A 14,999-nucleotide genomic window follows, 5' to 3' on the forward strand; every position below is an offset into this window, starting at 1 on the left:
TTTAGCATATGTTAATTGTTTAGGAGCGATTTTTTTTCATTCTATGGTATGAAAGATGAAAATGCTGTCTTACATTTGTATCATCTCAAAGGGGTGCTAAGTCCCGAACAAAAATCAGGCTGGTCCTGAACGGAGTTCAGGATAAAGCTGAGATTATACCCAAAGAACCTGGGCGGGTAATGCCGCCAAGGGAAGCGATAATCGCTATTAGGTAACGCACGGTTGCGCCAAAAAAGTTTTGGAAGGCAACTAAAAATTTAATTTTAACTTAGAATAATAGCCCCTTTTATTCGTAAACTATTTTACGAATGAAGTACACTATTTTCACAACATTGGCCATATTCGGCCTAACAATGGCCTCACAGGCCCAACAACAACCAGCGGATTCCATAGAAGGTAAAAAAGTAGTGCTAGACGAGGTCTTCGTTTCCGCTATTAGGGTAACCAAGGAATCTCCCGTAACGTTTTCCAACTTAACAAAGGAGGATATTAAACCTCGAAATTTAGGTCAAGATATTCCTATTTTGATGAACTTTCTACCATCTGTGGTCACCACCTCCGATGCAGGAGCGGGAATAGGGTATACCGGTATACGGGTACGTGGTAGTGATGCCACGAGGGTAAACGTAACCATTAACGGCATACCGTATAACGATGCCGAATCTCAAGGCACGTTCTGGGTAAATATGCCAGACTTTGCTTCCTCTACGGAGAGTTTGCAGTTGCAACGTGGGGTAGGTACCTCTACTAACGGGGCGGGAGCCTTTGGTGCAAGTTTGAATTTATTGACAGATGGTTTTTCGGAAGAAGCCTATGCGCAAATTTCATCTTCCGTAGGAAGTTTCAATACCCTGCGGAGTAACATAAAATTCAGCACCGGATTATTGAACGATCATATAGAGATTTCCGGACGTTTATCACAAATAAACTCGGATGGATACATAGATCGGGCACGTGCCGATATGGATTCCTACTTTCTGCAAGGAGCTTATAAGGATGATAACACCCTCATCAAGGCCTTATTGTTCGGTGGGCATGAGATTACCTATCAATCTTGGTTCGGTATAGACGCAGCAACATTGGAAAGTGATCGAACTTTTAATCCGGCAGGTATATATACGGACGAAAATGGAAATACACAATTCTATGATAACGAGGTAGATAATTACAAACAGGATCATGCACAGTTGTTATGGAATGAACAAATATCCGATACTTGGAGTACTAACGTGGCCCTACATTACACTCGTGGGAGAGGCTTTTTTGAGCAATTCCGGGAAGATGACGATTTCGAGACCTATGGTTTTGAGCCGTTAACCGTTAATGGTGAGGTAGTAAATACGACCGATTTAATTCGCAGACGATGGCTGGATAATGATTTCTATGGCACGGTGTTCTCCGCAAACTATGTTAAGGACAAACTAAACCTGATTATCGGTGGCGGTTGGAACAAGTATGAAGGAGATCATTTTGGGGAGGTAATTTGGGCACGTTTTGCTAGCGATAGTGAAATTAGGGATCGTTACTACGACGATAACTCTACCAAGACAGATTTTAACATGTACACCAAGGCCAATTACCAATTAAATACGCAATGGTCACTGTATGGAGATCTTCAATATAGAAGAGTGGGGTACCGTGCAAACGGGGAAGATACCGGTCTGGTAGACGATACCTTTAATTTTTTCAATCCCAAGGCAGGAGTTACCTTCGATTTAAACCGGAACAACAACTTCTATTTTTCCTATGCCGTAGCTAACCGCGAACCTAATAGAAACGACTACGAAAGCGGAAATCCAAGACCAGAAAGGCTTAACGATTTTGAACTGGGGTGGCGTTATGTATCTCCGGACATACAATTGAATACCAACATCTATTACATGAACTATAAAGACCAACTGGTCCTAACAGGTGAATTAAACGATGTTGGCGCACCCTTACGGGAAAACGTAGGAGACAGTTATAGATTGGGACTGGAGATTGATGCGTCCATTAGATTCAATGATAAATTCAGCATACAACCCAACATAGCCCTAAGCACAAATAAGAACCAGGATTTCGTTTTTCAGCGAGATGGTGTGCTGCAGGAGTTGGGGAATACCAATATTGCATATTCGCCCAATATCATTTTTGGCAATATGTTTACCTATAGCCCTACCGATACTTTTCAAGTATCCCTTTTATCTAAATATGTAGGGGAGCAATACATGGGCAACATCGATTCGGAGACATCTATATTAGATGCCTATTCCCAAACAGATTTTAATGTGCAGTATGAGTTAAAATGTGATGGTTTTTTAAAGAGTATCGTATTCTCCGGACTGGTAAACAACATATTTGATGCTAAGTTTGAGTCTAACGGATACTTCTTCACTTTTGATGATGATTTCTCGGACCCAAATGTAATTACCACAATTGAAGGTGCTGGATTTTATCCGCAGGCGGGAATAAACTTTTTACTTGGGGCAACGGTCAATTTTTAGGGGAAAGGATGTTTCAGGATTTGAAACTACATCATAGGGATGGTTTTATAACTACCAATATCCCTGCTTTAAAGGATAGTAAGCTAAGAGCCGCTTTACAACGGTTCTTAGTGCTGCCCTTATCTAAAAGAATGAAGTATTCCCAGAAGAAATTAGAGGTTGCATTTGATGGCTATTCCTATATGGGTCAGACAGACAGTCTAAACCAGTATGACAGCGATTTGTTACACTCCTTTGTGCTTTCTGATATAAGTGACCAAGAAAATTTCCCGCAACCTTTTCAGCAATATTTAAGCCAAGAATTTCCGGAGCAGTTGCTTTTGATCAGAGAATTGGAGAAAGAAATATTAAAGAGACTAGGTTTTAGTAAGTTTAATATTTTCTATGAGAACCACGTTAGCCACATGGTGTCCTGTAATTTTTATCCGGAGTTAACGAATAGCGTCCATAATATAGAACTCTCAGAACGACTTTCATACCACACCGATGTTTCTTTGTTTTCCATATTTCTCTTTGGACTTGAGTCTGGCTTTTCATACGAGAAATCCTCTGGAGATAAGGTTGTTTTAGACAGCATAGATGAGGTAGTGCTCTTTCCGGGTCATTTAATGGAACTAATGTCCAATGGAAAAATTAAGGCTTTGAATCATGGTGTAGTACTCCCGGAAAATAGAATGGAGCAACGATTTTCGTTTGCCTTCTTTTCCTTGCCGAAACCACAGGCCAATATGCAGTTCGGTTCGTTCAAAGGAAGTGGAAAAGACTATTATAAGCAGTACTTAAATCAGTTTTAAGTGAATACCGAAAATATAGCTTTAAGTCTAGAAATAATGGCGGTGGTATTCGGCTTGGCCTATCTTTATTTCTTGATACACGAAAAAAGAATATGCTGGTTGTTCGGCATAGCCTCCTCTTTATTAAGTATTGTTATCTTTTATCAGAACAATCTATATTCAGAAGCGGTCTTATTTGTTTACTATGTTATTATTGGCGTTTATGGGTTTTGGTTATGGACTACTAAGTACGAGCAGAATATACCCGTTACGATTGTTAAAATACCTAAGAAAACACTTTTGGTAAGCATTGTTTTAGGTAGTTTAGGTGCGATTTCCTTGGGTTGGTTCTTCTCGAATTTTACAGATGCGGATAGCCCTTATTTCGATGCCACTACAACGGGCTTCAGTTTTGTAGCCAGTTATTTAGAAGTTAAAAAGTACATAGCGGCGTGGCTATTTTGGATAGTAATCAACGGAGCTACTATTTATTTGTATTTAACAAAAGACTTGAACATATATACTTTATTGACCGTAGTATATTTTGCCTTCTCCTTTTATGGTTTTTGGAATTGGAAAGTAAAATACAGGGATGCCGTTCTGCAGCCCTGACAATATTCACTTAAAAACGGAATAATATGAAAAAACTTAAAATTGCATTGGACTGGACTGCGAATACCAACCATACTGGTTTTTACGTGGCAAAAGAGAAGGGGTATTACTCCGATTTAGGATTGGAAGTAGCTCTAATAACGCCGGATAGTGATAACTATTCGGTAACCCCCGTCAAAAAAGTGGAACTTGGTCAAGCAGATTTGGCACTTTGCCCTCTAGAAAGTATTGTTAGTTATAAAACTAAAAAACGACCTTTTGATGCCGTAGCCTTAGCCACAATTTTTAAGGAGGATATAAGTGCCATTGCTGTTCTGGAAAAGAGTGCAATTCTTGGTCCTAAAGATTTGGATGGTTGCACTTACGCTTCTTACAAGGCCAGATATGAAGATGAGATAGTAAGGCAAATGATAAAGAATGATGGCGGAAACGGTACGTTTAAGATTACTTATCCGGAAAAGTTGGGCATTTGGGAAACCATCCTTAATGGTACGGCTGATGCTACCTGGATTTTTACCAATTGGGAAGGAATTCGTGCACAGCAAGAAGGGATTAAATTAAACCTGTTTAAAATGGCGGACTATGGAATACCTTATGGATATTCGCCTGTAATTATGGCCAATAGGGAAACGGTGGATAAACAGAAGGAAATCTATTCAAAAGTTTTGAAGGCCACTAAGAAAGGGTTTTTATTTGCACAGAAAGAGCCGGAAATCGCCATAGAAAGCATTAAGCCATTTGTAGCAAAGGAAGATAACAATATCGATTTGGTAGCGAGTCAAATGTACACCTCCCCCTATTACGGAAATTCGGATAATTGGGGTATCATGGAAAAAGAGCACGTCAATAGCTTTTTATCTTGGCTTCAAAATAAGGGTTTGGAAAAAGCACCTTTATCCTATAAGGATGTGGTCTTTTAAAGTTTTTTTAATTCAATTGAATAAAAAGTAGGAATTTTCTTTATAGATTAAGTATCTTTAAGATAAACTCAGTGATGAAAATCCTCTATGAGCGAATCTAAAAGGTTACAGGAGCTTTATGCATATCAAATTTTAGATACACCTTCGGAAAAGAAATTAGACGATATCGTAGAGATTGCCGCAACGCTCTGTGATACACCTATTGCCGCTATTTCTTTTTTTGATAAGGATAGGCAATGGTTCAAGGCTAAAAAAGGAGTATTTATTGATGAAATAGCCTCACTAAATTATATTTGTACGTATGCCATAAAAAATCCTAGTAAGGTATTGGTCGTGGAAGATGCCGTACTCGATGTGCGCTTTACTCACATTAGTTCTTTTGATATAGGAAAGAAATCCACTCGTTTTTTGGTCAACATACCGTTGACCACTTTAGACGGCCAAGTATTGGGAGTTCTTTCCGTAATGGACTTAAAACCGAGGCAAATAACACCTAGAAAAATAAACGCTCTAAAACTATTATCCTTAGAAGTAGGGCAGTATCTTGAGTCTAAAAAGGCGATTTATTCGCAAGAGGTCACGCTTAAAAAGGGGACAATGGCCTTGGAGCGTTTCTCTAATCAATCCACAAGTATATTTTTACAATTTGAAATAGATGCACAAGGGAAGTTGAATTTCCTATTCGTGAGTAAGGGTATCAATAAGATGCATGCAAGTTTAGATGATGAGAAAATCCTTAAGAACCCAGAAGAGATTTACACGATAATTCACCCAGATGATTTAAGTTATCTAAAACAGACCATTCTAGATTCTTGTGTAAACCTTAGGATGTGGCAGGCAGAATTCAGAATCGTATCAGAAAATGGGGATGTTTCTTGGCATGAAGGTATGGCGAAACCTGTTAAAAAAGAAGACGGAAAAGTGATGTGGTACGGTACATTTCAAGACATCTCCGGTAAAAAAGAATACATAAAAACCTTAGAGCAAATGTCTTTTGATATCTCCCACGTTCTTAGAAAACCGATAACTACCTTAATGAGCATTATTTCTGTAATAGAGATTGAGAAAGACATGGACGAGCAGTCCTTAAAGATGTATGCGGGCTATTTAAAAGCTGTGGGGGAAGAATTGGATAAGTTTACTAAAATGCTTAACGACAGCTATTACGATAAATGGATGGGAACGCAGCAGTAATGTCCTTGCCTAAGATTTAGTTAGAGATGCTTACGGTGTTTCCGTTAAAGGTAGCCCTGTATTCTAGCATATCGTAGTAACGATTACCATCGTCCGGTCTGTTCAGCTGTTGCCCGGTAAAAAGGCTATATTGATACTCCTCGCATTCACAGGTAGCTACCTGTCCGTCTAGGACCATAGTGGAGCATGAATTTGGCGCATGATTGGGGCAACTGGCCTCAAAGGCCCTAAACTGATTAAAACCTGCATTGACGATAAAAACACCACGAGTGCCCACACCGGTGCTCTGCACCAGAACAACACTTCCCGTATTGGTTAAGGGACTATAGAGCGGTAAATTTAAATTGGCATCGAACCTAAAACCTATTTCTTGCAAGAACGGATTTCTGTTGGTCTGCTCATTGGAACAGGAGACTATCAATACCACTAAAAGAATCCCTAGAATACGGCTCATATGCTGATATGGTTTTACTAAAACTTGAACAAATTTGCGTAAAAAATATGTATATTTGCGTTAAATCCTCTCTAAAAAAGCCCCGTTATTAGGGTAAAGCAGAGGATTTTCTTATTTATTAAACGAGTAAATTATGAGTAACGTATCTTACTACACGGTAGAGGGCTTAAAAAAGCTAAAAGATGAACTGAATCATCTTAGAGATATAGAGCGGCCCAAAGCATCACAGGCAATAGCGGAAGCTCGTGATAAAGGAGATTTGTCTGAAAATGCAGAGTACGACGCGGCCAAGGAAGCACAGGGTCTGTTAGAAATGAAGATTTCTAAAATGGAAGCAATTTTAGCCAATGCCAGATTAATAGACGAATCACAGTTAGATACCTCTAAAGTACTGGTGTTATCTACTGTAAAATTGAAGAACCAGACCAATGGTATGGAAGTAAAATACAAATTGGTGGCTGAAAGTGAAGCGGATTTAAAAACGGGAAAAATATCGGTCAGTTCTCCAATAGGTAAAGGTCTTTTAGGCAAGAGTGTTGGGGATACGGCAGAAATAACGGTGCCAAACGGAACTTTGAAGTTTGATATTCTTGAGATTACTAGGGAATAGAGCCGTTTTAATAACTATATTTAATCCCGTTATGTCCCGTAACGGGATTTTTTGTTTCATATAATCAACCCGCCATGGCAACCATATTCACGAAAATCATCAATGGGGAAATACCCTGTTACAAAATAGCCGAAGACGATAATTTTCTGGCTTTTCTAGATATCAATCCTAATGCGAAGGGGCATACGCTATGTATACCCAAAAAGGAGGTAGATAAATTGTTAGACTTAGACGAGGATACGTATGGCGCATTGATGGCTTTTTCCAGAAGGGTAGGTCTGGCCTTACAAAAAACCTTGGATTGTAAGCGGGTAGGGATGTCCGTTATTGGATTGGAGGTGCCTCATGTACACGTACACTTAATTCCCTTGACCACAATGAAAGATGCCACTTTTCAACATAAGGTTAGTCTATCTCCAGAAGAATTTAAGGACATAGCCGCACACATTAGTGCTAAATTTGAATAGTTCCTCCCAAGGAAAAATACACCCCTATAGCTATGATTATCAGTACTATAATAATCAATATGTAAAAGAGAAAGGTAGGTTTGCTCGATTTTTTCTCGGGCACCACTGTTTTTTGATAGTAGTTGAACATACGTTCAATATCGTCCGTCCATGCAACCGGATATATCATAGAGCTACATTTACGACAAACGATTTGGTTACTTACCTCGTTGGTGGTTTTATGAAAAAAACGTCCGTAGGTATGTTTTTGATAAAAAGAAAGTTTTAGGTCCTGATTAAAACACTCGGGACAATTGTTGGTAAGGTCCGCTTCCTTTATAACAATCAATTTTTCCTTTGCCATGACTACTTGTGAGCTTTGAGGGAAATTTGCATTATGGTACCCTCTTTACCTGACGAAAGTACCTTTATTTTTCCGTTATGATATTCTTCAATGATTCTTTTTACCAGTGATAGGCCCAGGCCCCAACCTCGTCGTTTGGACGTTACGCCCGGATTAAAGATACTGGTAAAATTGCTTTTAGGTATTCCATGTCCCGTATCGGCAACCAAAATATTCACGAATTTTCCGTCGGGAACAATATCTATGGAGATACTTCCTTTGCCTCGCATAGCATCAATACCGTTCTTAACTAGATTTTCTATAGTCCAATTATACAAAGAACTATTTATCAGGACCGATTGCGATTCTATTCTAGAATTGAAGGTGAAATGGATTAGCTTGGAACTTCTTTTCTTTAAATACTCGAATGCGGCCTTGGTCTCCACTACAATATCACTTTCGTAAAGTTTGGGTAATGAACCAATTTTGGAGAAGCGTTCCGTAATGGTCTCCAATCGGGCGATGTCCTTTGCTATTTCCTTGGTGATATCAGGATTTATATGTTCAGATTTCAATAACTCGTTCCAACCTAATAGTGAAGATAACGGAGTACCGATCTGATGTGCCGTTTCCTTGGCCATTCCTGCCCAGAGTTTATTCTGTTCTGAGGCTTTGTTTGTTCTAAACAGGAAATAGATGACCGCTCCGAACAGAAAGATAATTAATAGCAGGGCAATAGGATAATATTTTAACTTGTTCAATACCTCGGAATTACCGTAATATAACGTGGCCAGATGTTCGCCTTGTTGGTCGATGGATACCGGAGTGTTCTCGTTTTGAAATTGCCTTAATTTTTTTTGGATATAAACGGAGTCGGATGCTTTCTCGGCAGGAATATTATTTATCCTAATGGTACTATCTTTATTGATCAGTATCATTGGGGTAGACGTATTGTTTTGGAACACCTTTAAATGTAGACTTCCCAAATCTACGTCCTCGGCAGAATGAAGGAATTCTGATTGTGCAGTGGCCCAAATCTCCATTTTTAGACGTTCTTCTTCCTTAAAGGTCTTGAAAAAACTATTGGTATTCAGCAAGATAAGGCTCACAACGATGAAGGAGCCTACTAATAAAAATATATTGGAAATTTTACTCTTAGGATTAAATTGCATCCATTTGATTTCTACTATTAAAGATAACCTAATTTGTAAAAAATTGTTGTGTTGTATTCATAGACTATTGTTTTATTGTAGTGTCATTTTACGTATTTTTGATTTTTACAGTAAAAAGAGCGTTTAAGATGGAAATAGAAGGAAAAGTGAAGTTGGTCGGAGAGACCAAGACTTTTGGAAACAACGGTTTCAGAAAAAGAGAATTAGTAGTAACTACCGATGAGCAGTATCCGCAACATATTATGGTAGAATTTGTTCAGGACAAATGTGATTTGTTGAACAGTTACGCTGTTGGTCAGGATGTTAAGGTCAGCATAAATCTAAGAGGTAGAGAGTGGACAAACCCACAAGGCGAGGTAAAATATTTTAACTCCATCCAAGGTTGGCGTATAGAGAACTTACAGCAGCAATCACAACCGGAAGGAATGCCACCTGTTCCTCCGATGGAAGCTTTTGAGCCTGCTGATAATTTAAATGAAGAAGATCATGATGATCTTCCATTTTAAGGGTTACAGTATAAAATAACTGTTCAGAAGAGGTTTTACCTCTCGCATAAGGAAAAAAACTAAAACTTGTTCGACTTAAAAAGTTAAACAAGTTTTTTGCTTTCTAGACCTTTTTCCTAATTTGAGAATAAAAATGGTGGAAGAGGAAACATCAGAGGGACCAATTCATTTCCTTTCGGAGCGCTTGTACTTTCCTTCGGTGGAGAACGCCAATTCCGAAGGACTTCTGGCGGTAGGCGGTGATTTGTCCTCCGAACGGCTTTTATTGGCATATCAAAGTGGAATTTTTCCGTGGTTCAATGATGATTCGCTCATCATGTGGTGGAGCCCAAAGATGCGAATGGTATTGTATCCGGAAGAGGTTAAAATCTCTAAAAGCATGCAAAAAGTAATCCGTTCAGACCAGTTTCGTTTAACAAAGAACAAAAGATTTAAGACGGTTATTGAACAGTGTTCCGCCGTTCCCAGAAATGACCAGGAAGGTACTTGGATAACGGATGAAATGAAAAAGGCCTATCTGGAGCTACACCAAAAAGGTTTCGCCAAATCTTATGAAGTTTGGGAAGGAAATAATTTGGTCGGTGGTTTGTACGGAATTGATTTGGGACATATATTTTGTGGAGAAAGTATGTTTAGCTTAAAGCCTAACGCCTCTAAATTTGCATTTATAAAATTGGCGGAAGAACTACAGGAACAGCATTATAAGTTGATAGACTGTCAGCTATATACCGACCATCTGGCGAGTTTGGGAGCTAGGGAAATACCCCGAAGCTTGTTTATGAGTAGGCTAAAGGGACAGAACTAGATTTGTGATTAAGAACGCTACATTTTCCGTAACCGCATTATAATTTTCCGCTTGGTATTCCGCTCCAAGTTGAAATTTGGTTTTTTCACTGATCAACCAACCCAATTGTGCGGTTATACGTTGGTCATATTCCGGTCGCGTAGCTTTTCCTGCACTCAGTAGAGACTCGGTGGTTAGTACTAAATAAGATTCGCCAATATCCAATTCAACACCCTGCAGGGGTAAATCCATTGCAAATCTATATCTAAACCTATGTATGGTAGCGGATGCCGTAATGCGTTGTTCCGTTCTTAACCTATGCCCAAATCTTAGAACTCTCGCTTTATGGGTAATGTTATACTGCTGCGTTATACGCAGTTCATTTTCTTTGTCCTGTTCAAAATTTTCACGAAATCTATATTGGAACCCTAAACCCAGACTTTGATTATCACTAATCTTAAGTTTAGAAAAATGTACAAAGTCTAATTGTCTTATTTCAAAATCCAATGCAGAATCCTGGTACAGATAGGTGCGTTTTGCTAAGGAAAAGTTATGGGAGTAATTTGCGGTTACTTTGTAATTCAGGGCAAGTTGAGGTTGCCAATAGCCGGTCCAATTATCCTGTGCCTTTACGGTATGAAAAACGGTCCAAAAACAAATAAATAGAATACTGCTTTTCCTAGTAAAGAACATGGTCGTAGTTAGGGGGTAATGACTTTCTTATCTTTTTGAAATTTCCTTCCGCATCAAAAAGGATTTCGTAATCAAAGTAGTTTTTATCAACTTTTCCGGCGACAATAAGTTCATAATTAAGTGAGGGCAGTAATAGATTTTGAAAGGCATTCCTAAACGTTTCTTTAAGTTGTTCTTGGTTTGCAGGATATTGCTGCTGTATTCTTTTGATTCGATATTTTGAGAATTGAGATTCAAAATAGGTTATCATTTTGGCCAAAGCATCGGATGGGATATCTACTTCCTTTATGAGTACCTCAATATCTTCCAGATGGCCTTTTTCGTCAAATTCTACACTGTACCAGAGTCTGTCTTTTTTGAATTTCGCTTCAAAACTGGTTTTGGCGCTATCGGTCTCTTTATAGAATTTGAGCCGTTTCACCTCTTGCAGTTCACTTTCCATCGCATCCAAGGCGGCGGTTGGAAATTGTGATTTTCGAATGCGGAATTCGCGTTCATATTTATCCTGTGACATAGTAAAAGAGCAACAGCAAATTATGATGAGGGACAGCCCGAATAATTTATTTTTCATAGTTTCTAATATCTAGACCTGGGTATACCTAAAGCAATTTATTTCATGATCGTTAACCATGCCCGTTGCCTGCATAAAGGCGTAGACCACGGTGCTTCCAACAAATTTAAAGCCTCTTTTTTTTAAATCCTTGCTAATTTGGTCGGAAAGCGGAGTATTCGCAGGGGCCTCTTTATAGTTCTGTATTTTGTTTATCATTGGTTTGTGGTCAAGAAAGTCCCAAATATATTTATGGAAACTTCCAAAAGTTTTCTGTACTTCCATAAAGGCTATGGCATTGGAGATAGTAGCGTTTACTTTAAGTTTGTTCCTGATAATACCGGCGTTCTGTAAAAGTTCTTCTTTTTTCTTGGTGTCGTACAAGGCAATTTTTTGATAATCAAAATTATCAAAGGCCTTTCTGAAGTTTTCTCTTTTTCTCAAAATGGTTATCCAGCTAAGACCCGCCTGAAAAGTCTCTAGAACAAGAAACTCAAATAGCGTAGCATCATCCTTGACCGGAACACCCCACTCCTTATCATGATAATCTTCATACAGCGTATCGCCAACACACCAGCCACATTTGTGTTTTTCCATGCCCTTAAATTAGTAATTTAAAGGATAGGGCCAACTTTAAAAAGATTGCACTACCCACAAGTATAGCGGCATACCTAATGTTATGTTAAACGGAAAGGTAATGGCAAGGGCCATGGGCAGATATAAACTGGGATTGGCTTTTGGTGCCGCTAGCCGCATCGCTGCGGGCACGGCAATATAAGAGGCACTTGCGGCCAATATCGCAAAGAGAAAACGGTTTCCAACACTTTCTGTAAAAGCGGCACTTACGATGGCAACAGTAATACCGTTAATTAAAGGAATAATAATGGCGAATAGAAATGCGAACCAACCTTTCTTTAGAAAATCATTAAGTTTTTTACCACTGGTAATCCCCATATCTAGCAGAAATACAGCTAAAAATCCTTTAAATATATCCGTTGTAAAGGGCTCAATACCTCTCGCCTGTTGATCACTAGCTAAAAATCCAATCACAAGGCTACCTAGGATGAGGAGTACACTTCCGTTGGTCAAAGAGTGTTTTACCACCCCCGTTAAGCTTATCTGGTTTTTTTTATCCTTTTGGAAATACGACATTAACAGCACGCCAATAATGATGGAGGGCGCTTCCATAAGTGCCATAACGGCTACCATGTGACCCCCGAACGGTATCTGTTCTATCTCCAAGAAGGAAACAGCGGTTACGAAGGTAACGGCGCTCACCGAACCGTAAGCGGCCGCTATAGCCCCGGAGTTGGCAACACTGAATTTTCTCCGAAGGATAAAATAACTGAATACCGGAACAAATAGCGCCAAGAAGACTCCGAACAATAATGACCACAGTATTTCTAGATCCAGATTGCTATGTGAAAGTTCCATCCCACCTTTAAATCCAATAGAGAACATGAGGTAAAGGGATATGAATTTTGACGAATTGGCGGGTATTTCCAAATCGCTCTTTAAGGACACCGCCAAAATACCGAGAAAGAAAAAAAGTAAGGCAGGGTTGGTCAGGTTGTCAAGCAACAAATGTAAATCCATAAGTAAGTTGATTATTTAAAAAGGAGGTTTTAGGCCTTCTCATTGATAGCTATGAGTTTGATGGAAATGTCTCCATCAATTTGGAGTTTATAACCTTCGTTCCTAGCTCTTAGAATAAGGTCTTTTACACTGTTTTTAGATTTTTTGAGTGACGCTATGCGCTGTTCTGACCATTCCGTATTGGTATCTACTCCATTTTGAAGACTAAGAATTTGTAGATGATGAAACTTTATTTTATCGCTTATGAGCGAAAAGAGTACATCCGCCGCTTCAGCGGGCGCAAACGTACCCTTTACAAGATTTATGGTTTGGTCTGGCTTCAATGGTTCTCTTTTAAGAATTACCTAGCGCTTTAACTACAAGGATACAGGAGATAATACCCAAGGCAACGAGCAGACGGTCCATGAATAGATTATCGTTTGTATATGAGGTAATAAGAAAACCGGCGATGGCTACAAAGCCAAGACCAAGATATAAGTGTGCTTTTTTAAGTGACATAAGATTCTTTTTTGAAAGTTGTTTATGGCTATTTGTTCACTGATATTTTAAGTACGCCGTCTATCTTAAGCGTTAATCCTTCTGCTCTTGCTTGTGCAAAGAAATCTTTTGCAATGGATTTTTCATGTTCTAATTCGGTGATGCGCTCATCCGGATATTTAGTATTAGCTTCAGAATGCCCTTCACATAAAGAAAGTCGTTGTAGCTTGTGAAAGTTTATTTTCTCATTAAGTAGGGCCAAAACTACATCAGAGGCTTCGGATACAGTGAAATTTCCATCCACTAAATTTATTTTTTGCATAGTTTTAGGTCTTACGTTTTCTGCTGTTGCTTTCATGATTTGAATTTTTAGTTTAACTTATTCTTTAAGTCGGCACAAAGTTCAAAATAATAATCCATAAATTTTTATTTATATTTATTATATCAAACATTAATATTATTTATGAATTATACCTTACATCAACTTCAGGTTTTTCTCAAAGTGTCAGAAAAACAAAGTATTACAAAGGCAGCGGAAGAATTATTTTTAACGCAGCCTGCGGTATCTATTCAGTTAAGAAATTTTCAAGATCAATTCTCCATACCATTGACAGAGGTGGTAGGGAGAAAACTATATATTACGGATTTTGGAAGGGAAATTGCCGAGGCGGCCGAAAAGATTTTGGACCAAGTCTATGCGATTAATTATAAATCATCATCGTACGAAGGTAATTTGTCGGGGAGGTTAAAGATTTCGATAGTCTCCACGGGTAAATACGTAATGCCCTATTTCCTTTCAAATTTTATAAAGGGTAATGAGGGGGTAGAGCTTTTAATGGATGTAACCAATAAATCTAAAGTGGTTAAGGCACTGGAATTGAATGAAGTGGATTTTGCGTTGGTTTCCGTATTGCCTACGCATTTGAAAATGGATAAGATAGCCCTGATGACCAATAAACTCTTTTTGGTGGGGGATATGAAACGCAGCTTTAATTCTAAGAATAAAAATAAGATTTTCAAGGACCTTCCATTGATTTATAGAGAACAAGGGTCCGCCACGAGGGGTGCAATGGAAGAATTTATAAGGAAGAACAATCTACCTACATCAAAGAAAATAGAATTAACATCAAATGAAGCCGTTAAGCAAGCTGTAATAGCAGGTTTAGGATATTCTATTATGCCTTTAATAGGAATTAAGAATGAATTACGTAACGGTGATTTACAGATTATAGAAGTTTCAGGTCTGCCTATAATTACTACATGGAATTTGGTGTGGTTACAATCAAAGAACCTTTCTCCTGCCGCCAATGCCTTCTTAGCATACGTAAAGGAAGAAAAAGAGGATATTATAGCAGAACATTTCGATTGGTTCGAAAATATTTAAAG

The 14,999-nt window shown here is 38.6% G+C and carries 20 protein-coding genes; 10 read left to right on the plus strand and 10 right to left on the minus strand.

Translation table 11 applies throughout. The features are described from left to right. Nucleotides 1–308: 308 nt before the first annotated feature. From EJ994_RS15335 to EJ994_RS15355, 5 genes are all read left to right on the plus strand, one after another. Nucleotides 309–2,483, plus strand: a complete 2,175-nt coding sequence (locus EJ994_RS15335; protein ID WP_126593285.1) for a TonB-dependent receptor — start codon at nt 309–311, stop codon at nt 2,481–2,483. A gap of 8 nt (nt 2,484–2,491) precedes the next feature. Continuing rightward, nucleotides 2,492–3,277, plus strand: a complete 786-nt coding sequence (locus tag EJ994_RS15340) for a 2OG-Fe(II) oxygenase family protein (RefSeq protein WP_126593286.1) — start codon at nt 2,492–2,494, stop codon at nt 3,275–3,277. Continuing rightward, on the plus strand, nt 3,278–3,868 hold the full coding sequence (pnuC, locus tag EJ994_RS15345; protein ID WP_126593287.1) for a nicotinamide riboside transporter PnuC: 591 nt from the start codon (nt 3,278–3,280) through the stop codon (nt 3,866–3,868). 26 nt (nt 3,869–3,894) lie between these two features. Further along, nucleotides 3,895–4,788, plus strand: coding sequence for an ABC transporter substrate-binding protein (locus EJ994_RS15350; protein WP_126593288.1), 894 nt, complete (start codon nt 3,895–3,897; stop codon nt 4,786–4,788). An 87-nt stretch (nt 4,789–4,875) separates the two neighbouring features. After that, nucleotides 4,876–5,982, plus strand: a complete 1,107-nt coding sequence (locus tag EJ994_RS15355; RefSeq protein ID WP_126593289.1) for a PAS domain-containing protein — start codon at nt 4,876–4,878, stop codon at nt 5,980–5,982. A 16-nt stretch (nt 5,983–5,998) separates the two neighbouring features. On the opposite strand, the gene EJ994_RS15360 is transcribed toward EJ994_RS15355, so the two are convergent. After that, nucleotides 5,999–6,436: a hypothetical protein gene (locus EJ994_RS15360; protein WP_164721484.1), complete on the minus strand. Its 438-nt coding sequence runs from the start codon at nt 6,434–6,436 to the stop codon at nt 5,999–6,001. 133 nt (nt 6,437–6,569) lie between these two features. On the opposite strand from EJ994_RS15360, the gene greA reads away from it, so the two are divergent. Continuing rightward, the gene (gene greA / locus EJ994_RS15365; RefSeq protein ID WP_126593290.1) at nt 6,570–7,046 is read left to right on the plus strand and encodes a transcription elongation factor GreA; all 477 of its coding nucleotides are present in this window, start codon (nt 6,570–6,572) and stop codon (nt 7,044–7,046) included. A 74-nt stretch (nt 7,047–7,120) separates the two neighbouring features. Next, complete coding sequence (locus EJ994_RS15370; RefSeq protein ID WP_126593291.1) at nt 7,121–7,513, plus strand: HIT family protein; 393 nt, start codon at nt 7,121–7,123, stop codon at nt 7,511–7,513. On the opposite strand, the gene EJ994_RS15375 is transcribed toward EJ994_RS15370, so the two are convergent. After that, nucleotides 7,500–7,856 (minus strand): hypothetical protein, encoded by a 357-nt coding sequence (locus EJ994_RS15375; protein ID WP_126593292.1) that lies wholly within the window; start codon nt 7,854–7,856, stop codon nt 7,500–7,502. The genes EJ994_RS15370 and EJ994_RS15375 overlap by 14 nt on opposite strands. A 2-nt stretch (nt 7,857–7,858) precedes the next feature. Beyond that, nucleotides 7,859–9,007 (minus strand): sensor histidine kinase, encoded by a 1,149-nt coding sequence (locus tag EJ994_RS15380; RefSeq protein ID WP_126593293.1) that lies wholly within the window; start codon nt 9,005–9,007, stop codon nt 7,859–7,861. Between the two features lie 128 nt (nt 9,008–9,135). Between EJ994_RS15380 and EJ994_RS15385 the strand changes: the two genes are divergently transcribed. Both EJ994_RS15385 and aat read left to right on the plus strand, forming a co-directional pair. After that, nucleotides 9,136–9,513: a DUF3127 domain-containing protein gene (locus tag EJ994_RS15385; RefSeq protein WP_126593294.1), complete on the plus strand. Its 378-nt coding sequence runs from the start codon at nt 9,136–9,138 to the stop codon at nt 9,511–9,513. Nucleotides 9,514–9,646: 133 nt separating this feature from the next. Continuing rightward, entirely contained in the window at nt 9,647–10,318 is a 672-nt protein-coding gene (gene aat, locus EJ994_RS15390; RefSeq protein ID WP_126593749.1) for a leucyl/phenylalanyl-tRNA--protein transferase, read from the plus strand. Here the strand turns inward: aat and EJ994_RS15395 are convergent. The 7 genes from EJ994_RS15395 to EJ994_RS15420 all read right to left on the minus strand — a co-directional run bounded on the left by EJ994_RS15395 (nt 10,301) and on the right by EJ994_RS15420 (nt 13,971). Next, nucleotides 10,301–10,990 (minus strand): DUF2490 domain-containing protein, encoded by a 690-nt coding sequence (locus EJ994_RS15395; RefSeq protein WP_126593295.1) that lies wholly within the window; start codon nt 10,988–10,990, stop codon nt 10,301–10,303. The two genes, aat and EJ994_RS15395, sit on opposite strands and share 18 nt — an antisense overlap. Then, nucleotides 10,977–11,504 carry a hypothetical protein gene (locus tag EJ994_RS15400; RefSeq protein ID WP_241240803.1) on the minus strand — a complete coding sequence of 176 codons (528 nt, stop codon included), beginning with the start codon at nt 11,502–11,504 and terminating at the stop codon, nt 10,977–10,979. The genes EJ994_RS15395 and EJ994_RS15400 overlap by 14 nt, the downstream gene beginning before the upstream one ends. Before the next feature lie 69 nt (nt 11,505–11,573). Then, nucleotides 11,574–12,137, minus strand: a complete 564-nt coding sequence (locus EJ994_RS15405) for a DNA-3-methyladenine glycosylase I (protein ID WP_126593297.1) — start codon at nt 12,135–12,137, stop codon at nt 11,574–11,576. A gap of 36 nt (nt 12,138–12,173) precedes the next feature. After that, nucleotides 12,174–13,136, minus strand: coding sequence for a sodium-dependent bicarbonate transport family permease (locus EJ994_RS15410; RefSeq protein WP_126593298.1), 963 nt, complete (start codon nt 13,134–13,136; stop codon nt 12,174–12,176). A 29-nt stretch (nt 13,137–13,165) separates the two neighbouring features. Continuing rightward, on the minus strand, nt 13,166–13,459 hold the full coding sequence (locus EJ994_RS15415; protein ID WP_126593299.1) for a hypothetical protein: 294 nt from the start codon (nt 13,457–13,459) through the stop codon (nt 13,166–13,168). 10 nt (nt 13,460–13,469) lie between these two features. Next, nucleotides 13,470–13,634 (minus strand): hypothetical protein, encoded by a 165-nt coding sequence (locus EJ994_RS17485; RefSeq protein ID WP_164721485.1) that lies wholly within the window; start codon nt 13,632–13,634, stop codon nt 13,470–13,472. Nucleotides 13,635–13,662: 28 nt separating this feature from the next. After that, the gene (locus EJ994_RS15420; RefSeq protein WP_126593300.1) at nt 13,663–13,971 is read right to left on the minus strand and encodes a hypothetical protein; all 309 of its coding nucleotides are present in this window, start codon (nt 13,969–13,971) and stop codon (nt 13,663–13,665) included. Between the two features lie 105 nt (nt 13,972–14,076). Between EJ994_RS15420 and EJ994_RS15425 the strand changes: the two genes are divergently transcribed. Then, on the plus strand, nt 14,077–14,997 hold the full coding sequence (locus EJ994_RS15425; protein WP_126593301.1) for a LysR family transcriptional regulator: 921 nt from the start codon (nt 14,077–14,079) through the stop codon (nt 14,995–14,997). The last annotated feature ends 2 nt before the right edge of the window (nt 14,998–14,999 follow it).

It is taken from the genome of Maribacter sp. MJ134 (genome assembly GCF_003970695.1).
In the GTDB taxonomy this organism is placed as follows: Bacteria; Bacteroidota; Bacteroidia; order Flavobacteriales; family Flavobacteriaceae; genus Maribacter.